Genomic DNA, 20757 nt, shown 5'->3' with positions numbered 1-20757 from the left:
CGCCGGCGCCTCTCAGCGCCAGGCGCGCGCCTCATAGTCGATCACATAGGCGCGCGGCGCGGCGGCGATCGCCGCCATGCCAGGCAGCACGACGTCATTGGCGATGACGAGCCGCGTCGCGATCGTCGTCATGAACTCGCCGAAGGGCGCCTTGTCCTCGAAGCGGGCGCGAAACTTCGCCGGATCGAGAAACGCCGCGATCTTTGGCAGGACGCCGCCGGCGAGCGTGACGCCGCCCTTCGCCATCAGCGCCAGCGCGAGGTCGCCGGCGTAGCGCGCGACGAGCGTCCAGAACAGCGACAGCGTGCGCGCCGCCTCGCCGTCGGGCGCGCTCATGGCTTCGGCGACGACGCCGATCTCGTCGATCTGCGGCGGCGGCAGGCCCTCCGCGGCGCAGCGCGCCCGATGCAGGCGGGCGAGGCCCGCGCCGGACAGGATGGTCTCGACGCCGATGCGGCCATGCGCCGAAATCGGGATATGCGGCCAGATCGCCGCCTCGACCGAGCCGACCGGCGCGAAGTCGAGATGCCCGGCCTCGGTCGGAAGCGCGAGATGGCGGCCCTCGACCTCGATGAGCCCGGCCGCGCCGAGCCCCGTGCCGACGCCCATGACGAGGCGCGTTCCGCCCGCGGCCGGACGGGCGGGGCCGATCGGCGTCGTCCAGACGTCCTGAAGCGCGGGCAGGGCCAGCGCCTGGGCCTCGAAATCATTGAGCAGCAGCCCCTGGTCGAGGCCGAGGTCGGCGGCCGTCTCGGCGCCGTCGATGCGCCAGCCGGCGTTGGTGAGCTCGACGGTCCGGCCGCGCACGGGTCCCGCCGCGCAGACCAGCGCCGAGCGCGCCCTGACCCCGAAGCCGACGAAGGCCGAGGCCAGCGCCTTTTCAAAACTCGCGTGATCGGCGGTCTTGACCGGCGGGCCGGGCAACAGCGGCGCGTCGGGCGCGGCCTGGAGCGCGAAGCGGGCGTTGGTGCCGCCGACGTCGCAGAGAACGAGCGGATAAGGAAACTGCAAGAAGGCCTCTTTCGCCTGAGCGGGCGCGCCGCGACGGGTCAATAAAGCTCAGGCCGAGCGAGAGTTCCAGAGCTGACGCCGCCTGCGCCGCGCCGGCGCTCCGCAAAGAGGCGTAGCGCCGGCTTTCGTAAAAGCGCTGCGTTTTGACGCGCGCTGCTCTAGAATGTGACGCAGTCCAGAAACGAGGCCGTCGCCATGACTTTTCAATATCATTCGCCTTTTCCGCTGCGCAAGGACGAGACTCCTTTCCGCAAGCTCGACTGCGGCGGGGCGAGGGTCGAAAAATTCGGCGAACGCGAATTTCTGGTGGTCGAGCGCGAGGCGATGCGCGCTCTGGCCGAGGCCGCGATGATCGACGTCAACCATCTGCTGCGGCCGGGCCATCTCGCCCAGCTCGCCAGAATCCTCGACGACCCGGAGGCGAGCGCCAACGACCGCTTCGTCGCCTATGATCTTTTGAAGAACGCCAACATCGCCGCGGGCGGCGTGCTGCCGATGTGCCAGGACACGGGCACCGCCATCATCATGGGCAAGAAGGGCCGCATGGTCTTCACCGACGGCGAGGACGCGAGCGCGCTCGCCGAGGGCGTGCGCGACGCCTACGCCAAGAAGAACCTGCGCTATTCGCAGCTCGCGCCGCTCAGCATGTTCGAGGAGGTCAACACCCGCGACAATCTGCCGGCGCAGATCGAAATCTATGCGGAGGGCGAGGAGTCCTACAAATTCCTGTTCATGGCCAAGGGCGGCGGTTCGGCCAACAAGACCTTCCTGTTCCAGGGCACGCCCTCGCTCCTGACGCATGACCGGCTGGTCTCCTTCGTCGCTGAGAAGATTCTCACCCTCGGCACCTCGGCCTGCCCGCCCTATCACCTCGCGATCGTCGTCGGCGGGACCTCGGCCGAGCAGAACCTCAAGACGGTCAAGCTCGCCTCGGCCCGTTATCTTGACAATCTGCCGACCGCGGGCGGAACGGACGGCCACGCCTTCCGCGACCTCGAGATGGAGGCCGAGATCTGGAAGCTGACGCAGCAGTCGGGCGTCGGCGCGCAGTTCGGCGGCAAATATTTCTGCCATGACGTGCGCGTGGTGCGCCTGCCGCGCCACGGCGCCTCGCTGCCGATCGGCATTGGCGTGTCCTGCTCGGCCGACCGCCAGGCGCTCGGCGAGATCAACCGCCACGGCGTGTTCCTCGAGGAGCTCGAGCATGATCCGGCCCGTTTCCTGCCGCCGGTCGACGACGCCGCGCTCGGCGGCGAGGTCGTGCAGATCGACCTGACGCGGCCGATGTCGGAGATTCTGGCGACCCTGTCGAAATATCCGATCAAGACGCGGCTGTCGCTGAGCGGGCCGATGATCGTCGCGCGCGACCTCGCCCACGCCAAGATCCGCGAGCGGCTCGAGCGCGGCGAGGGCATGCCCGACTATTTCAGCAACCATCCGGTCTATTACGCCGGCCCGGCCAAGACGCCGGAAGGCTTCGCCTCGGGCTCCTTCGGCCCGACCACGGCCGGGCGCATGGATTCCTATGTCGAGCAGTTCCAGGCGGCGGGCGGCTCCATGGTCATGCTGGCCAAAGGCAACCGTTCGCCGGCCGTGCGCGCGGCCTGCGGCAAATATGGCGGCTTCTACCTCGGCTCGATCGGCGGCGCGGCGGCGCGGCTGGCGCAGGACTGCATCAGGAAGGTCGAAGTGCTGGAATATCCCGAGCTCGGCATGGAGGCGGTCTGGCGCATCGAGGTCGAGAATTTCCCGGCCTTCATCGTCATCGACGACAAGGGCGAGGACTTTTTCAAGGAGCTCAATCTGGGCTGAGCCGGGGCGCCCCTTCGGCGAAAGCCGCGCGACGACAAAAGCGCGCGAAACCAAAAGCTGGAGCGCGGCGGCGCAGGGTCGCCGCCTTCAATAGCTGATCTTCAAAACCTCGATCCGCTCGACGCCTTTGGGCGTGCGCACCTCGACGAGATCGCCTTCTTCCGCCTTCAGCAGGGCGCGGGCGATGGGCGAGATCCAGCTTACTTCGCCAAGCTCGGAGCGCGCTTCGTCGACGCCGACGATGCGCAGTCGCTTCGCGACGCCGTCGCCCGTCTCATAGTCGACCGTGGCGCCGAAGAAGATCCTGTCCTTGCCGGCCTGCCGATTCGGGTCGACGATCTCGGCGATCTCCATGCGCTTGCGCAGGAAACGCAGCCGCCGGTCGATCTCGCGCAGGCGCTTCTTGCCGTAGATATAGTCGCCGTTTTCCGAGCGGTCGCCGTTGCCGGCGGCCCAGGCGACCGTCTCCACAATCTTTGGCCGTTCGACCCTGCGCAGCTGGTCGAACTCGTCCTGCATCCGCCGAAAGCCTTCGGGCGTGACATAGTTCTTCGCGCCGGAGGGCAGCGGCGGCGCCTCGATCTCGTCGTCGGTCTCTTCCGCGTCGGTTTCGCGGGTGAACGCTTTGCTCATGGACTGGGGAGATGGGAAAGGCGCCGGCCGGCGGCAAGGGCGGGCGGCCGCTTCAGGGGCGGCGATGTAATGAAACGGCCGGCCCAGGGGGCCGGCCGCAGGGATTTCGGGACGGCGGGCGGGTCAGGGCGTGCGCGCGCCCTGCTTGGCGGCGACCGAGATCGCCTCGCCGAAGCTCTTCGAGCCGCCGAACCAGTTGGCGAGGGTCGCGGGATCGCCGGCCGATTTCGTCGCCTCGCGGGCGATCTCCGCGGGCTTGTCGGCCGGGTCCGCGGCGCTCGCGGCCAGCTGGACGACCGGGGAGACCGGCGCCTTGCGCGTCTTGTCGCCGAGCGCGAGCCTCGTGCGCTTCTCCTCGACGACGAGATCGGTCGGGCCGGCGGCGAGCGCGTCGGGACGGCTGACGGCGAGGCCGGCGGCGGCGAATTTCGGATGCTGGCCGCCGTCGAGATAGACCGTGCGGATCGGCTTGACGCCCGAGGCCGTCAGCTCCGCGATTTTGGCGTCGTCCTGGGCCTCTTTGGCGAGGACGAGCGGACGGATCTGGTCGTTCTGGCGAATCTGCGGGCAGGGGCTGAAGGCGTCGAAGCGCCCGTTGGCGGCCGTGGCGTTGAAGACATAGCGTCCGCCGCAGGCGTTGACGGCGACTTCCTTCTTGCTCACCTCGAAATTGTCGGAGCCTTCCTTGAGCTGGCGCCAGAAGCCGATGTTCGGATCGGCGCGATATTTCGCCATGTTCTCGGCGGTCATGCGGAAGGGGTAGGACTGGAGCTGCATGTCGCGCTGGCCGGCGGCGAAGCTCTCGCGCACGACGGCGTAGATTTCCTTCATCTGCTCGTCGGTCATGGAGAAGCAGCCGCGCGACGAGCACACGCCGTGCACCATGATCGAGCCGCCGTCATGCCCGAGCGCGCGGTCATAGGCGTTGGGATAGCCGACGTTGAAGGCGAGATAATAGGCCGAGTTCGGCTTCATCTGCGCCGGCGTGACCGTATAGAAGCCTTCCGGCACCTGCCGGTCGCCTTCGCGCGATTTCGGGCCGAGCTGCCCCGACCAGCGGCAGATGGGATAGCTCTTGAGAAGCGCGTATTTGCCGTCCGCCTTCATCTTCCAGACTTCGAGCTCGGCTTCCTTTTTGTAGGTGCGGATGAGCACGGGCGCCGATTTGGTCGTGCCCTTCTCCTCCATGAGCGTCAGCGTCTCTCTTGAGAGGGGCGCGTTGGCGCGGGCGCTGACGTCGTCGCCGACGGGGCCGCCGCAGCCGGCGAGCGTGACGGCGGCGGAGACGGCGAGGCCGAGAAGGCCGATCCGTCCGACGGATGCGCTGAAGCTCATGGGCGCGTCTCTCATTCGTGCTTCGGGCGGCCCCAAGGAGGGGAGGCGCCGTTCTTGTTCAATAGTCTAACCCTGTGGTAATCTTCTGGCAAGACAGTCAATCGACAGGTTTATCAAGAGTTAAGGTAAAATTATTCTTAATTTTTCCAGCAACGCCCTGGTGCGAGGTCAGACTCCGCGTCGCGGAGACGGGGCCTCCGCAAGTTGAACGCGGCGGGTTTCATGAACATCGCCGGCGCGAGTCTGTCTCCGGCCAAGCGTGACTCTGGCCCCGCAAGGCGGCCGCATTGAGGCGCGGGCCACGCGCAAGCGCCTGTGGAAAAGCGCCGCCCGGAGCGGAAGCGGCCACGGGCGCCCATGGCCAGAGGATGGATCCGCCGAGGAAAGGCTTTGATTTCGCCTTGATCTTTATCTGACGGAGCTTGCGCAAGACTTGCCGCCCCGCGCGCTGCGGAGGCGGCGTGCGGGGCCAGCCCAAACTTTGCCCGCGCCAGTGGCGCGCGGGCAACAGATTGCGCAAAACAAGGTCAGAGGCTGCGGCCGATCGCCAGAAACTTGTCCGCCCGCGCCTGCCTGACTTCGACATGCGACAGCGGCAGAAGGCTTTGCAGGGCGCTTTCGACCGCGTCGCCGACCGCCTGCACCGCGGCGGCGGGATCGCGATGCGCGCCGCCGACGGGCTCGGGGATCACCGCGTCGACGACGCCGAACTTCAGAAGGTCCTGCGCCGTGATCTTCATGGTGGTGGCGGCGTCTTCGGCCTTGGCCGCGTCGCGCCACAGGATCGAGGCCGACGCCTCGGGGGAGGCCACCGTGTAGATCGCATGCTCCAGCATGAGCACGCGGTTGCAGGTGGCGATGGCCACCGCGCCGCCCGAGCCGCCCTCGCCGACGATGGCCGCGATGTTGGGCACGCCGAGCGCGAGCGAGGCTTCGGTGGCGCGGGCGATCGCTTCGGCCTGGCCGCGCTCCTCGGCGTCGACGCCCGGAAAGGCGCCGGGCGTGTCGACGAAGGAGATCACCGGCAGGTTGAAGCGGTCGGCGAGGCGCATCACGCGCACCGCCTTGCGATAGCCCTCGGGCCGCGCCATGCCGAAATTATGCTTGATGCGCGAGGCCGTGTCGGCGCCCTTCTCCTGGCCCATGACGCAGACCGAATAGCCGCGGAACCATCCAAGCCCGCACACGAGCGCCGCGTCCTCGCCGAACTGGCGGTCGCCCGACAGCGGCGTGAAGTCGGTGACGAGCCCCTTGACGTAATCCGTGAAATGCGGCCGCTGCGGATGGCGCGCGACCTGCGTCTTCTGCCAGGGCGTCAGCGTGGCGTAGAGATCGACGAGCGCCTTCTCGGACTTGCCCTCGAGGCGGGCCAGCTCCTCGTTGATCTGCACCGCGTCGCCGTTGACGGCGAGCGAGCGCAGCTCCTGCACCTTCGCTTCGAGCTCGGCGACGGGCTTTTCGAAATCGAGATAGCTTCGCGTCGCGGGCGAGCGCAGCCCGGCGGCCTCTGATGCGGGAACGGGAAAGTTCATCGGCTCGTGTCTGGTGCGGAAAGCGCGGAAACTGGCGATTCCGTCGCGCGAAGTCAAGAATCGGCCCGGCGCTTGCGCGTTCAGGCCGCGGAGCGGCCCGGACCGCCTCCGGCGAGGCGGGGGAAAAGGCGGGCGAAGCGGGCTTTCGAGCGCTGGCGCAGGCGCTCCATGTAAAGATAGAGCACGGGGGTCGTGTAGAGGGTCAGGAGCTGGCTGACGACGAGGCCGCCGATGATCGCGACGCCGAGCGGGCGGCGCAGCTCCGCGCCGTCGCCGTAGCTGACGGCGAGCGGAATCGCGCCGAGGATGGCGGCGAAGGTCGTCATCATGATGGGGCGGAAGCGCAGCAGGCAGGCCTCGTGGATCGCCGCGCGCGGGGAAAGCCCGCGCTCGCGCTCGGCGGCGAGGGCGAAGTCGATCATCATGATCGCGTTCTTCTTGACGATGCCGATCAGCAGAATGACCCCGATCATGGCGATGACCGAGAATTCGAGCCTGAAGGCCATCAGCGCGAGGACCGCGCCGACCCCCGCCGACGGCAGCGTCGACAGGATGGTGACCGGATGAATCAGGCTCTCGTAGAGCACGCCGAGCGTCACATAGACGGCGAACAGCGCGGCCGCCAGCAAAAGCCCCTGATTGGAGAAGGACTCCTGGAACGCCTTCGCCGTGCCCTGCGGCAGGCCGCGGATGGTCGCGGGCATGCCGATGCGCGCCGTCGCCTTGTCGATCTCGAGGATCGCCTTGCCGAGCGAGACGCCGGGCGGCAGGTTGAACGAGATGGTGCTGGCGACGAACAGCCCCTGATGGTTGACGTTGAGCGAGGTCTTCGCCGGCTCGAAGCGGGCGATCGCCGAAAGCGGGATCATGGCCGCGTTCGCGGTCGCGACCGCCGCGCCCGCCGAGGCCGAGGACGAGCCGCCGACGGCGATGGCGTTGGTCGCCGCGTTGCGGGCGGCGTCGGAGGCGGCCGGCGCGGCCGAGGCTCCAGCGCTCGCGGCGCGCACGGCGCCCGAGGGCAGATTGCTCGTCGCGGCGCCGCCGGCGCGCGATCCGGCGGGCGTGACGTAAAGGTCGTTCAGGATCGCCGGGTCCTGCCAGTATTGCGGCGCGACCTCCATCACCACCTTGTACTGGTTGACCGCCGAATAGATCGTCGACACCTGGCGCTGGCCGAAGGCGTCATAGAGGGTCTGCGAGATCACGTTGACGTCGAGGCCGAAGCGCGCCGCCGCGTCGCGGTCGATGACGATTTTGGTCGCGAGCCCGGCCTGCTGCTGGTCGGCGTTGACGTCGGCGAGGAAGGGATTGCCGCGCAGCTCGGCGACGAGCTTCGGCGTGAATTCATAGATGTCCTCGGCGTCGTCGCCCTGCAGCGTGTACTGGTAGAGCGAATTGGTCGGCCGCCCGCCCATGCGCAGGTCCTGCACCGGGAACATGAACAGCGTCACGCCCGGCACGGCGCTGATTTTCGGGCGCAGGCGGTCGATCACCTGCTGCGCGCTCACGTCGCGTTCCGACAGCGGCTTCAGGGTGATGAAGCTGCGCCCCGTGTTGGTCTCGTTGCCGCCCGTGAAGCCGACGACGCTTTCGACCGCAGGATCCGCGCGCACGATGTCGAGCAGCTGCTTCGCCTTCACCCGCATGGCCTGAAACGAGATGCTCTGGTCGCCCTGGATCGAGCCCATGATGCGGCCGGCGTCGACCTGCGGGAAGAAGCCCTTGGGGATGATCGCAAACAGCGAGACGTTGAGGCAGACGACCGCAAACAGCGTCAGCATCACGAAACCGCCATGGCGAAGCGCGAAGCCGAGCGAGCGCCCATAGGCCCGGGTCAGCGCGCCGAACGGGTCGAAGCGCGGCGGCGCGCGCTCGGGCCGGCGCCTGAGCACGAGCGCGCACATCATCGGCGTCAGCGTCAGCGACAGGACGAGCGAGACGGCGATGGCGAAGGTCAGCGTCAGCGCGAATTCATGGAACAGGCGGCCGATGATGCCGCCCATGAACAGGATCGGGATGAACACCGCGACCAGCGACACGCTGATCGAGATCACGGTGAAGCCGACTTCGCGCGCGCCCTCGAGCGCCGCCTGGCGCGGCGAGGCGCCGCCCTCGACGTGGCGCTTGATGTTTTCGAGCACCACGATGGCGTCGTCGACGACGAAGCCCGTGGCGATGGTCAGCGCCATCAACGACAGGATGTTGAGGCTGAAGCCGGCGAGATACATGGCCCCGAAGGCGCCGACGATGGAGAGCGGCGTGACCACCGCCGGCACGCTCGCAGCGCGCAGGTCGCGCAGGAACAGGAAGACGATGAGCGTGACGAGCGCGATCGACAGAAGGAGCGTGAGCCCGGTGTCGGCGACGGCGGCGCGGATGGTGTTCGAGCGGTCGGCCGTGACGATCATGTCGACGTCTGAGGGCAGGGCCTCGCGCAGATAGGGCAGCTCCGCCTTCACGAGCTCGGTGGTGCGGATGATGTTCGCGCCCGGCTGCGCGTTGAACAGGACCAGGATGCCGGGCTTGCCGTTGACGAAGCCTTCGTTGCGCAGGTCCTCGACCGAATCGACGACCTCGGCGACGTCGGTCAGGCGCACCGGCGCGCCGTTGCGCCAGGCGACGATGACGGATCTGAATTCGGCGGCCGTGCTCGCCTGGTCGTTGGTGTAGACCTGATACGTGCGCCCCTGGCCGGCGAGCGCGCCCTTGGGGCTGTTGGCGTTGGCCGCGGCGAGCGCCGCGCGCACGTTTTCGAGCCCGACGCCATATTTCGACAGGGCCTGAGGATTGATCTCGACGCGCACGGCGGGCAGGGCCGAGCCCGCGATGAAGACCTGTCCGACGCCTTCGATCTGCGACAGCCGCTGCTGCAGGACGTTGGAGGCGACGTCGTAGAGCTGGCCCGGCGTCCTGGTTTTCGAGGTGAGCCCCAGAACCAGGATCGGCGCGTCGGCCGGGTTCAGCTTGCGATAGGTCGGATTGCTGCGCAGGCTCGACGGCAGGTCGGCGCGGGCGGCGGCGATGGCGCCCTGCACGTCGCGCGCCGCGCCGTCGATGTCGCGGTCGAGGCCGAACTGAAGCGTCACCGACGCCTGGCCGATCGACGAGCGCGAGGTCATTTCGGAGACCGAGGCGATATTGCCGAGCGAGCGCTCGAGCGGGCTCGCGACGCTCGACGCCATCGTTTCGGGATTCGCGCCGGGCAGGGACGCCGAGACCATGATGGTCGGAAAATCGACGCGCGGCAGCGGCGCGACCGGCAGCTTGGCGAAGCCGAGCGCGCCGGCGAGCCCGATCCCGACCGCGAGCAGCGTGGTCGCGACCGGCCTTTTGACGAAGGGCGCGGAGATGTTCACGGCGTCTGCGCGGCGGGCGCGTCGGGCGCGGCGCGAGGACGCAGGCGCGCGGCGAGCCGGTCGAAATAGAGGTAGATGACGGGCGTCGTGTAGAGCGTCAGGAGCTGGCTGGCGATGAGGCCGCCGACGATCGCGACGCCGAGCGGCTGGCGCAGCTCGGAGCCGACTCCGGTCCCGAGCATCAGCGGCAGCGCCCCAAACAGCGCGGCGAGCGTCGTCATCAGGATCGGCCTGAAGCGCAGCATGCAGGCCTCGAAGATGGCGCTTTGCGGCTCGAGCCCGCCGCGCCGCTCCGCGTCGAGCGCGAAGTCGATCATCATGATCGCGTTCTTCTTGACGATGCCGATGAGCAGGATGACGCCGATCACCGCCACCACGTCGAGGTCGAAGCCCGCGAGCATCAGCGCGACGAGCGCGCCGACGCCGGCCGACGGCAGCGTCGAGAGGATGGTGACCGGATGGACGAAGCTCTCATAGAGCACGCCGAGCACGATATACATGGTGACGACGGCGGCGATGATCAGGAACAGCTCGTTCGACGACGAGGAGCTGAAGGCCGCCGCCGCTCCCTGCGGCGCGACGCGGAAGCTGCGCGGCAGGCCGATCTCCTCCTGCGCCGCTTCGATCGCGTCGACCGCCTGGCCGAGCGAATGGCCGGGCGCGACGTTGAAGGAGATCGAGGCGGCCGGAAACTGGTTGAGATGGGTGATGAGCAGCGGCTTTTCGGTCTCCGTCACGCGGGCGATCGAGGAGAGCGGCGTCTGGCCGCCGCTCGCCGCCGATGACGGCAGGCGCAGCGCCGCGAGGTCGGATTCATGCTTCTGGAGCTTCGGGTCGACCTCGAGGATCACGCGGTACTGGTTCGACTGCGTGTAGATCGTCGAGACGATGCGCTGGCCGTAGGAATCATAAAGGACGTTGTTGACGCTCGCGAGGGTGATGCCGAAGCGCGCCGCGCCCGCCCGGTCGACGAAGATGTCGAGCGCGCGTCCGCGCGCCTGGTCGTTGCTGGCGACGTCGGCGAGCGCCGGCTTGTCCTTGAGCTTCTCGACGAGCCGCGGCAGCCATTGGGCGAGCGCGTCAGGGTCCGCGTCCTGCAGGATGAAGCTGTATTGCGCGCGTCCGATGGTCGAGTCGACGGTCAGGTCCTGCACCGGCTGCAGGAACAGGTCGACGCCCGGCAGGCGCCGCGCCGCGTCCTGCAGCCGGGCGATGACCTGCGCCGTCGTCGCCGTGCGGCTCTCGCGCGGCTTGAGGTTGATGAGGAAGCGGCCGCTGTTCAGCGTCGGATTGTCGCCGTCGACGCCGATGAACGAGCTGACGCTCTCGACCGCCCCGTCGGCGAGGATCATGTCGGCGAGCTTGCTCTGGACCTTCGACATGGCCTCGAAGGACACGCCCTGTCCCGCCTGCGACACGCCCTGGATGACGCCGCTGTCCTGCGTCGGGAAGAAGCCTTTCGGGATCGCCGCATAGAGCGCGGCGGTCAGCGCCAGCGTGCCGAGCGCGACGGCGAGGGTCAGCGGCTGATGGCGCAGCACCACACGCAGCGAACGGCCATAGGCCTCGACCAGCCGGTCGAAGACGCGCTCGGCGAAGCGGTCGAGCCGGCCGCGCTCGCGCTCCGGCCGGCGCCGGATCAGCCGCGCGCACATCATCGGCACCAGCGTCAGCGAGACCACGGCCGAGATCACGATGGTGACGGCGAGCGTGACCGCGAATTCATGGAACAGCCGTCCGATCACGTCGCCCATGAACAGGAGCGGGATCAGCACGGCGAGCAGCGAGACCGTGAGCGAGATGATGGTGAAGCCGATCTGCTCCGAGCCCCGGAGCGCCGCCGCCATCGGCTCCTCGCCGTGCTCGACGTGACGGGCGATGTTCTCGATCATGACGATGGCGTCGTCGACGACGAAGCCGGTCGAGATGACGAGCGCCATCAGCGACAGATTGTCGAGGCTGAAGCCGAGCAGATACATCGCCGCGAGCGCGCCGACGAGCGACAGCGGCACGGACAGGCTCGGAATGATCGTCGCCGGCAGGTTGCGCAGAAAGATGAAGATCACCGCGACGACGAGCGCCACGGCGAGCGCAAGCTCGAACTGCACGTCGGCGACCGAGGCGCGGATCGTCGTCGTGCGGTCCGACAGGATGTCGATGTCGACCGAGGCGGGCAGGCTCGCGCGCAGAGTCGGCAGGAGCGCGCGAATCCGGTCGGCGACGGCGATGACGTTCGCCCCGGGCTGGCGGCGGATGTTGACGATGATCGCAGGCTCGCCGTCGGCCCAGGCGCGCAGCTTGTCGTTCTGCGCGCCGCGCACGACCGTCGCGACGTCGCGCATGCGCACGGGAGCGCCGTCGCGATAGGCGACGACGATCCTGCGGAAATCGTCGAGCGTGTCGATCTGGTCGTTGGCGATGATGGTCGAGGATTGCGCCGGCCCGTCGAAGCCGCCCTTCGGCGTGTTGACGTTGGCGTTGGCGATGATGGTGCGCAGATCGTCGATGTTGAGCCCGTAGGCCGCGAGCGCGTGCGGGTTGAACTGGACGCGGATCGCCGGCCGCTGCCCGCCGCTGATCGACACCTGTCCGACGCCGGACTGCTGCGAGATCTTCTGGGCGATGCGCGTCTCGGCGACGTCCTGCAGGTCGATCAGCGACAGGGTCTTCGACTTGACGGCGAGCGTCAGGATCGGCGCGTCGGCGGGATTGACCTTGGCGTAGATCGGCGGCGCGGGCAGGTCGGCCGGCAGCAGGTTGTTCGCGGCGTTGATCGCCGCCTGCACCTGCTGCTCGGCGACGTCGAGCGGCAGGGCGAGGTTGAACTGGAGCGTGACGACCGAGGCGCCGGCCGAGCTCGACGAGGTCATCTGGTTGAGGCCCGGCATCTGGCCGAGCTGGCGTTCGAGCGGCGCCGTCACCGCGGAGGTCATCACCTCGGGGCTCGCGCCGGGCAGGAAGGTGCGCACCTCGATCGTCGGATAGTCGACCTGGGGCAGGGCGGCGACCGGCAGGAAGCGATAGGCGACCGCGCCGGAGATAAGGATCGCCAGCATGAGGAGAGAGGTCGCGACCGGCCTCTCGATGAAGATGCGGGATGGGTTCACGCTGGGGCCCTGCGGGAGCGCGTCGGCGCGCTTTTAAGGATCGGCGGCGGCCGTCACGGCGGCGGCGCGCCGCCCTGGCGCGCTCTTCGTTCGCCGGAGCCATGGCCCGGGGGCGCCTTCGCCGGCGCGTCGACCGCCTTGCCGTCGATCGCGGCGAGGACCACCTCGGCGCCGTCGCGCAGCCGGTCGACGCCGTCGACCACGACACGGTCCCCGGGCGCGAGCCCTTCGGACACGACGACGCGGCCGTCCGCCTGCGCGCCGAGCTTCACCGGACGCACCGAGACTTTGTCGTCGGGGGCGATCAGATAGACATAGGTTCCGGGCGCGCCGCGCTGGATCGCCGTCGTCGGCGCGAGCACCGCGTCCTTCTGCGTGTCGACGAGCAGCTGCGCGTTGACGAACTGGTTCGGAAACAGGCGGCCGTCCGGGTTCGGAAAGAGGGCGCGCAGCTTGACCGTGCCGGTCGTCGCGTCGATGCGGTTGTCGAGCGTCGACAGCATGCCGGAGGCGAGCTTGCGCGCATTGCCCCGGTCGAAGATCGAAACCTCCATCGTCGCGCCGCGGCCGAGCCGGTCGAGGATGCGGGGAAGCTCGTCCTCGGCCACGGTGAAGATCACCGAAATGGGGTCGATCTGGGTGATCACGGCGAGCCCCGCGTCGGTCGTCTGCACGTAATTGCCGGGATCGACGAGGCGCAGGCCGACGCGACCGTCGAGCGGCGAGACCACCCGCGCATAGGTGAGGTTGAGTTCTTGCGCGTCGATCAGCGCCTGGTCGGCGCGGATCGCGCCCTCATACTGCTTGACGACATAGACCTGGTCCTCGGCCTGCTGGCGCGCGATGGCGTCCTGCTTCAGCAGGGTCTGGTAGCGCTGCATGTTGTTGCGGGCCTGGTCGAGCAGGCCCTTGTCGCGCGCGAGCTGCCCTTCATATTGCGCCTTGGCGAGGGCGAAGGGGCGCGGGTCGATCTGGGCGAGAAAATCGCCCTTCTTCACGTTCTGGCCTTCCTTGAAGCCCACCTCGATCAGCTGGCCGGAGACCTGCGGCTTCACCGTCACGGTCGCGATCGGCGTGACCGTTCCAAGCCCCGAGACGAGGATCTGCATGTCGCCGCGCGTTACGGTCGCCGCGCCGACCGCCTGCGTCGTCTGGACGCCCGAGGGCGGGCCCGCCGGCGCGGCGCGCTCGCTCGTCATGAAACGCCATGTCCCATAGGCGACGGCGCCGGCGAGCAGAATGAGGATCGCGGTCCTGAGCGGCGATTTCGCCGGCGCCGCGGCGTCGTGCGCCTCGGAGGGGCGTGAGTCGGCCGGGCGCGCGTCGCGCGCCTGCGTTCCGCCTTCGCGCAGATAGACCGAGTCGAGCGGGCCTTCGCCCGGCGGTCGGGTGCGGTCGTCCATTAGGATCCCATGCCTGACGCGGCCTCGCGCGTGCCGCCGTCGTGTCGCCGTCCATGCGCCGCCCGTCCATGCGCCGCCCGTCCATGCGCCGCCCGTCCATGCCCGACGCCGGCGGCGTCGCGGCGCGGCGGCCGCCGGGCGTCCACAAGCGGGGTCCGCAGGCCGCCTCCGCCGCCCGCCGGGCGAGGCGGCGCATGCCGCGCCCTGCCAGCAAAACATAATCGCCCGCCGCGTCGAATCAATTCGAGGCGTTCGGCGCGCGTCACAGGCGCGGCGCCAGCGCGGTCTGCGCGTCGATCCGGGCCGCGTCCGGCAGGTCGCGCGCGTCCCAGCCGCCGCCGAGCGCCTCGATCAGGCGCACGGCTGCGAGAAAACGGTTCTGCCTGACCGTCAGGGCGGAAATCTGGTTGGACAAAAGCTGCGCCTGGCCGACCACCACCGCCGTGAAGGCGACCGTGCCCGCGGAATATTGATTGAGCAGCACGTCGACCTGCTCCCGCGCCGCCTGCACCGCCGCGTCCTGCACCTTGGCCTGCTGCGCGAGCAGGCGCGCCGCGACGAGCTGGTCCTCGACGTCCTGAAAGGCTGAAAGCACGGTCTGGCGGTAGCCCGCGACCGACTGGTCGTAAACGGCCCGCGCCGCCTCGACCGCGCCGCTGCGCAGGCCGCCGTCGAACACGACCTGCGACGCCGTGACGCCCGCGCTCCAGACCTCGTTGGCGAGCGAGAGCGCGAGCGGCCCGCGGCCGGCGAAGCCATAGGCCGCGGACAGGCTGATGTCCGGGAAATAGGCGCCGATGGCGACGCCGATCAGCGCGTTCTGCTGCTGCATGGCGCGCTCGGCGGCGGCGACGTCGGGGCGCCGTTCGAGCAGGGTCGAAGGCAGCGAGACGGGAATTGCGGGCGGCGCGGAGGGGAACGCCGCCGGCCTGACGTCGAGCTCGGCCGGCGGGCGGCCCATCAGCACGGCGATGGCGTGCTCATATTGCGCGCGGGCGATGCCGGCGTTGATCGCCTGCGCCTGCGTGTTGAGCAGCTGCGTGCGCGCCGTCGCGACGTCGGCCTTCGAGACGACGCCCGCGGCGTACTGGCGCTCCGTGATATCGAGCGTGCGCTGATACTCGCGCGCGGTGGTTTCGAGCAGCCCCTTCAGCGCGTCGGCCGCGCGCAGCTCGAAATAGGCGACCGCGAGCAGGGCCTGCGACGACAGCGTGGCGTTGGCGAGGTCGGCCGCCGAAAGCTGCGCGCCGGCGACGTTGCTTTCGACCTGGCGGCGCACCTTGCCCCAGATGTCGGGCGTCCAGGCCAGGCCGGAGGCGGCGTCGAAGGTGTAGAGCGTGCGCGAAAGGCCCGTCGAGGCGCCGCTGCTGCGCGCGCCGCTGTGGGCGACCCCGCCGTCATAGGAGACCGAGACCGTCGGCAGAAGCCCGGCCCGCGCCTCGCGCACGAGCGCCGTCGCGGCGCGATAGCCGGCCTCGGCCCCGATCACGGTCTGGTTCGACACCGCGACTTCGCCGATGAGCGAGGCGAGCTTTGGATCCCTGAACGGCTTCCACCAGTCCCCGCGCGGCATGTCGTCGAGCGGAGTGGCGCGCTTCCAGCCTTTCATCTCCTTGAAAGCGGCGGGCGTCGGCGCGTCGGGCCGCGTATAGTCGGGGCCGACGGCGCATCCGGCGAGGGCGGCGCTGAAGGCCAAGGCCGGAATCGCGCATTTCATCGGCAAAATGCCCACTCGGCCTCGATGGCTTCGACATTCGCGCTTCGCCCCGGTTTCAGGGCGAAACTCCGGCTCGACGCGATCCGGCAGTTAGCAACATACCGTGGCGCGAGCAAGGCTTGGGCGCGAGCAAGGCTTGGGCGCGAGCAAGGCTTGGGCGTGGGCGGGGCGTGGGCGCGGGCGGCCTCGACTCAACAAGTTGTGACGCGGCGCATGAAACCTAAGCGGCGCGCGGCGCGAATAGGGTCAAGACGCATGAGCTGGAGGACGAGGATGTTTCGCGTGGGGGCGGCCGGGCCGCGCTTTGACGTCGTGAAGGCCGGAGCCTATGCCGCCGCCGTCCTGCCGGGGCTCTGGCTCGCGGCGATCGCGGCGCAGGGCGGCCTTGGGCCGCGCCCGCTCAGCGCCGCGATCCATGCGATGGGGCTCTGGGCCCTGCGGATGCTGGCGCTGTCGCTCGCCGTGACGCCGGCGCGGATCGCCCTGCGCGATCCGCGGCTTTTTCCCGCACGCCGCATCTTCGGGCTGGCGGCGCTCGCCTATGTCGCGGCCCATGTGACGCTTTATGTCGCGGACCAAAGCTTCCGGCTGCCGCATGTGGCGGCCGAGATCGTGCGGCGGCCCTATCTCACGATCGGCTTTCTGGCCTTTCTCGCGCTCTGCGTCCTCGGCGCGACCTCGGGCGCGCGAATGACCGCAAGGCTCGGCCCGCAGCGCTGGCGGCGCCTGCACCGGCTCGTCTATCCCGCGGCGGGTCTCGCGGCCGTCCATTTCTTCATGCAGAAAAAGCTCGACGTCAGCGAGCCGATCGCCATGGCCGGCATTTTCGGCCTGCTCTTCGCCTTTCGGCTCGCGACGCGGCGTTACGGCGAGCCTTCGCTTGTGGGGACGGCGGCGCTGGCGCTTGGCTGCGCGTTCGCCACGGCGCTGGCGGAGGCGGGCTGGTTCGCGCTTTCGGCCGGCGCGCCGGCCTCGCTCGTTCTCGCCGCCAATCTCAATTTCGCCTATTCGATCCGCCCTGCATGGTTCGTGCTGGGGGCGGGCGCCGTGCTTGTCGGCGCGCGGGCCGCGCGGCGGAGGGACCGGCCGGCCTCACGCCGAAAGCGTCGCGTCGCCGCGCCCGCCGACACGGCCCAGGAAGCGGCTTGAGAGGCGGCGGCTTGAGAGGCGGCGGCTTGAGAGGCGGCGGCTTGAGAGGAAGCGGCGACGACCTGGAGAGGGCGGCATGCGGGGCGCTGGAAACGCGCCCGGCTCCAGACATGGAATCGCGCTGGAAACGCGCCCCGGCTTCAGACCGGACAATGCGTCTCCAGCGGGTTTGTCCGTCGGACAGGAGCCCGGGCGCGGATTGGGCGCAGAACGCCGGACGCGCTTCAGGCGGCGTTCAGCGGCTTTTTCCGCGGCGCGATGGCGCACTCTCCTTCGGGCTGGCGCGGAAGCCCGCCATGGCGCGCGAGATGACGGGCCATTTTTTCGGCTTCGGCCGGATCGGCGAAGCTGCGGCCTTCCATGGCGTGGAAATGAGGCGAGGCCGCAAAGAAATTAAAAGCCCGATCGCTTCCGTCCCGCGCGACGATTCCCGCGGTGCGTCCGCTGATCTGGATCACATAGGCGTTGGTCATGGCTTTCTTTCTCATCCGCTCGACCGAGAATAGCCCATTAAATTTATAGACTAATATCTAAAATCTTGCGGGTCCACACTCTCAGGCAAGACGCATTCCAGCGTCGCCTATGCATGGCGCCGCTTAGAAAAGATGAATGTAACATGCCTGCGACAATATGACTTATCCCGGATCAAAGCTCGGACTTCCGGCCGCTTTTTCGTCGCGGCGCGCGCTCGACGACACACAGGCCGGGAGCGCCGCATGTTTGCCACGCCAGGCTTGCGCGGGCCGTGCGCCAACGCGCGTCGCGGCAGCCTTGCTTCAACGCGCGAGGCGCGGTTTCGATCCGGAAAGCCGCCGTTTCGATCCGAGATAAGAAGAAGAATTGAGAATTCCGGGGCTGGACGTCGCGTCCGCAAGAGGCGGCGCGCTCAAAAACGCCGGCGCGTGTCAGTCAAAAAGGCTCGAAACGCTTTCTTCCTTGGCGATGCGCGCGATCGCTTCCGCGATCAGCGGGGCGATGGAGACGACCCTGATGTTCTTCGAAACGCGGATGGCTTCGGTGGTCTGGATCGTGTCGGTGAGGACGAGCTCCTTGAGGCTCGAGGCGGCGACGCGCGCCGCGGCCCCCCCGGACAGGACGCCATGGGTGATATAGGCGTAGACGTCCTTGGCGCCCTGCGCGCGCAGGGCGTCGGCGGCGTTGCAGAGCGTGCCTCCGGAATCGACGATGTCGTCGATCAGGATGCAGATCTTGCCTGAAACTTCGCCGATGATGTTCATGACCTCGGACTCGCCGGCGCGCTCGCGACGCTTGTCGACGATGGCGAGGGGGGCGTCGATGCGCTTCGCCAGCGCGCGGGCGCGCACGACGCCGCCGACGTCGGGCGAGACCACCATCACATTGTCGAGCGGCAGGCGCTGCTGAATGTCGCGCACCAGCACGGGCGCGGCGAAGAGATTGTCGGTCGGGATGTCGAAAAAGCCCTGAATCTGGCCTGCGTGCAGATCGACGGTCAGCACGCGGTCCGCCCCGGCCCGGGTGATGAGATTGGCGACGAGCTTCGCCGAGATGGGCGTGCGCGGGCCGGGTTTGCGGTCCTGCCGCGCATAGCCGAAATAGGGAATGACCGTGGTGATGCGCCGCGCCGAGGCGCGCCGCAGCGCGTCGGTCATGATGAGCATCTCCATCATGTGGTCGTTGGTCGGATAGGAGGTCGACTGGACGATGAAGGCGTCAGCGCCGCGCACGTTTTCCTGGATCTCGACGAAAATCTCCATGTCCGCGAAGCGGCGCACCTGGCATTTCGTCATTGGCAGGCCGAGATAGGCGGCGATGGCTTCGGTGAGAGGCCGGTTGGAGTTGCCCGCCAGGATCTTCATTTTTTAACGCCCCGCACGCCGCGCGGTCCGCGCCGGCCAAGACATGCCGGGAGCCACGAGCTGACCGCGTCGAAAGATCGGATTCCGCCTCGATCCTTCGACCGACGTTCCCCGCGACGCCGCGTGTTTAACTGCTTCCGCCTATGGGTGGCAATGGCCGCGCCGCGCTTTCGACGCGGCTTTCGCGCCGCCGCGCGTGGGCGCGCCGGAGGCCGCCCCGCCTCCTACTTCACGCGGCTCCAGGTCTCCGAGCCGCAGATGCCGCCATTCGGCCCGCAGCCCTTGATGACGAGGCTGCGGTCGCCCTGCATGGTCATGGTGGCGTTGTAGAGAAGCCCGTCCTCGGCGTTGTAGGTCGTGCCGCTCCAGGCGTTCGCGCCGGTCGGGCGCATGCCAAGGAGAACGTCGATGCCAAGCACCGACCGGTTGCGCTTGGCCGGATCGGGATTGCGGTCGTCCTTGCCGGGCGCGCCGCGGGTCGAGGCGATGGAGCCGCAAAGGGCCGCGCCGCATTTCCTGATGCGCACCGTGGCGCTCCCGTCGGCGACGCGCCATTCGCCCGTCGGATCGGCGCTGGCCGGCCCGGCGCAGAGCACGCCGAAGGCGAGGGCCGTCAGGATTAACCGCTTCATATAGCCTCCCGAAAATTCGAGCTCGCCGGACGTCGCGCGATCATGGCGTCGCGCGGTCCAGGCGGCGCGCGATCATAGCGGCGCGCGTCGCCCTGTCGAGGCCGAAACCGGTCGGCGCCTCGGGATGTGAAAAGCCGCGCCTGCCGGCGCGGCCGTCGCGTCTTCGGGACGCGCGAAACCCCAAGGAGGACGTCAGGCCTGAGGGGCCGACAGCCGGCGCAGGCGGGGGAGAGCCAGCGGAACCTGGGCGAAGACCAGAGCGGCGACATAGCCCGCCTGGAGCGCCGCCACGGCGACCGCCACTTCGATCAGCGCCGAGAGGATGGAGGAGTCGAACGCCTGCGGGCCGGACATGGCGAGCACGACCGCGAGGGCGCAACCGGGAATGAGAACATAAACCCTGAAAAAGCGGCCCAGCGCCATGCCCAACAGCAAACCGACCATCATCAGATTGAACATTCGATGCCTCCCGGCGAGTCTTTTTATCGTTGATCGCCCGTTTTTGGCTTTGCCCGTTTCACTTGCAATCTGCTTCAAATAGACGAGATTCAAAAGCCTATTTTGACAGCAAGTTTACCCAGCCCCACGATCAATGATCCCAAATGCGTCTTGCGTCACGCTTGTGCGACCCCTCGTGACGACTGACGGCCGACCGCTTTCAACGGAACCAAAAATAAAGCCGCTTGGTTCGGCCTCGCAAGCAATTTTCTCATGAATTTCCGTGCGTTGACTCGCTTCTGGCTGTTGCGCCGCAAAAGGCGCGCCGCAAAAATCAAGGGCTCGTCATGCGCGCAATAAAATAGCGCAGGCGTTTCCGCCTGCGCTATTAAAGGGTTGCGAACAGCACGCCGTCAGCGGGCGTGCGTCTTGTCTCCTGTCGCGCCGCACATAAAACATGTGTGGAGGCCCGAAAATTTATTTCTTTTTGTCAGATGTCAGCCGGGATTGCGTCTGGCAGTGGCCCGAATGTCACAGATAGCGGCGCGTCAGCTTCCGCACCGACTCGGGCTGCGCCATGAAACGATGATTGTAGATGAGGTTGGACACGAGCTTGACCCCGACCAGAGCGGCGAGAAGAAAGGCCAAATTGCGCATTCGCGGGTCCTGTTCCGGAAACGCGCCGCGGCCGCCGCGGCGCACTGACGTCTAAACTCGTCCTGAAACGCCGGAGTTCCGCCTGTCCGGCGCCGCGGTCACAGCCCCTCGAAGAGGGCGGTCGACAGATAGCGTTC

General features: G+C 68.3%; 15 protein-coding genes. 2 read left to right on the top strand and 13 right to left on the bottom strand.

Translation table 11 applies throughout. From position 1 onward, the window contains the following. Positions 1-12 precede the first annotated feature (12 nt). Positions 13-1011, bottom strand: coding sequence for a glucokinase (locus ACILRB_RS09315; protein WP_395666017.1), 999 nt, complete (start codon positions 1009-1011; stop codon positions 13-15). A 195-nt stretch (positions 1012-1206) separates the two neighbouring features. Between ACILRB_RS09315 and ACILRB_RS09310 the strand changes: the two genes are divergently transcribed. Next, on the top strand, positions 1207-2823 hold the full coding sequence (locus tag ACILRB_RS09310) for a fumarate hydratase (protein ID WP_395666016.1): 1617 nt from the start codon (positions 1207-1209) through the stop codon (positions 2821-2823). A gap of 87 nt (positions 2824-2910) precedes the next feature. On the opposite strand, the gene greB is transcribed toward ACILRB_RS09310, so the two are convergent. The 7 genes from greB to ACILRB_RS09275 all read right to left on the bottom strand — a co-directional run bounded on the left by greB (position 2911) and on the right by ACILRB_RS09275 (position 15885). Then, entirely contained in the window at positions 2911-3456 is a 546-nt protein-coding gene (gene greB, locus ACILRB_RS09305; RefSeq protein ID WP_395666015.1) for a transcription elongation factor GreB, read from the bottom strand. Between the two features lie 123 nt (positions 3457-3579). Beyond that, complete coding sequence (locus tag ACILRB_RS09300; RefSeq protein ID WP_395666014.1) at positions 3580-4791, bottom strand: L,D-transpeptidase family protein; 1212 nt, start codon at positions 4789-4791, stop codon at positions 3580-3582. 527 nt (positions 4792-5318) lie between these two features. Beyond that, a complete protein-coding gene (locus tag ACILRB_RS09295) occupies positions 5319-6323 on the bottom strand; it encodes an acetyl-CoA carboxylase carboxyltransferase subunit alpha (RefSeq protein WP_395666013.1) in 1005 nt (334 codons plus the stop codon). An 80-nt stretch (positions 6324-6403) separates the two neighbouring features. Continuing rightward, positions 6404-9679 (bottom strand): efflux RND transporter permease subunit, encoded by a 3276-nt coding sequence (locus ACILRB_RS09290; protein ID WP_395666012.1) that lies wholly within the window; start codon positions 9677-9679, stop codon positions 6404-6406. Beyond that, positions 9676-12786 (bottom strand): multidrug efflux RND transporter permease subunit, encoded by a 3111-nt coding sequence (locus ACILRB_RS09285; protein WP_395666011.1) that lies wholly within the window; start codon positions 12784-12786, stop codon positions 9676-9678. Before ACILRB_RS09285 ends, ACILRB_RS09290 begins: the two co-directional genes overlap by 4 nt. A gap of 53 nt (positions 12787-12839) precedes the next feature. Continuing rightward, positions 12840-14189 carry an efflux RND transporter periplasmic adaptor subunit gene (locus ACILRB_RS09280; RefSeq protein WP_395666010.1) on the bottom strand — a complete coding sequence of 450 codons (1350 nt, stop codon included), beginning with the start codon at positions 14187-14189 and terminating at the stop codon, positions 12840-12842. 262 nt (positions 14190-14451) lie between these two features. Beyond that, on the bottom strand, positions 14452-15885 hold the full coding sequence (locus ACILRB_RS09275) for an efflux transporter outer membrane subunit (protein WP_395666009.1): 1434 nt from the start codon (positions 15883-15885) through the stop codon (positions 14452-14454). A 294-nt stretch (positions 15886-16179) separates the two neighbouring features. Here ACILRB_RS09275 and ACILRB_RS09270 point away from each other — a divergent pair, with 294 nt between their 5' ends. Beyond that, positions 16180-17055: a sulfite oxidase heme-binding subunit YedZ gene (locus ACILRB_RS09270; RefSeq protein WP_395666008.1), complete on the top strand. Its 876-nt coding sequence runs from the start codon at positions 16180-16182 to the stop codon at positions 17053-17055. Positions 17056-17279: 224 nt separating this feature from the next. On the opposite strand, the gene ACILRB_RS09265 is transcribed toward ACILRB_RS09270, so the two are convergent. From ACILRB_RS09265 to ACILRB_RS09245, 5 genes are all read right to left on the bottom strand, one after another. Continuing rightward, on the bottom strand, positions 17280-17528 hold the full coding sequence (locus ACILRB_RS09265; RefSeq protein ID WP_395666007.1) for a hypothetical protein: 249 nt from the start codon (positions 17526-17528) through the stop codon (positions 17280-17282). A 432-nt stretch (positions 17529-17960) separates the two neighbouring features. Further along, entirely contained in the window at positions 17961-18893 is a 933-nt protein-coding gene (locus ACILRB_RS09260; RefSeq protein ID WP_395666006.1) for a ribose-phosphate pyrophosphokinase, read from the bottom strand. Positions 18894-19117: 224 nt separating this feature from the next. Further along, complete coding sequence (locus ACILRB_RS09255) at positions 19118-19525, bottom strand: DUF2147 domain-containing protein (protein WP_395666005.1); 408 nt, start codon at positions 19523-19525, stop codon at positions 19118-19120. A gap of 192 nt (positions 19526-19717) precedes the next feature. Beyond that, a complete protein-coding gene (locus ACILRB_RS09250; protein ID WP_395666004.1) occupies positions 19718-19984 on the bottom strand; it encodes a hypothetical protein in 267 nt (88 codons plus the stop codon). Positions 19985-20494: 510 nt separating this feature from the next. Then, positions 20495-20620: a hypothetical protein gene (locus ACILRB_RS09245; RefSeq protein ID WP_395666003.1), complete on the bottom strand. Its 126-nt coding sequence runs from the start codon at positions 20618-20620 to the stop codon at positions 20495-20497. Positions 20621-20757: the final 137 nt, after the last annotated feature.

Source organism: Methylocella sp. (assembly GCF_044226135.1).
Taxonomy (GTDB): Bacteria; Pseudomonadota; Alphaproteobacteria; order Rhizobiales; family Beijerinckiaceae; genus Methylocapsa.
This window is presented reverse-complemented; position numbering and strand designations above follow the sequence as displayed.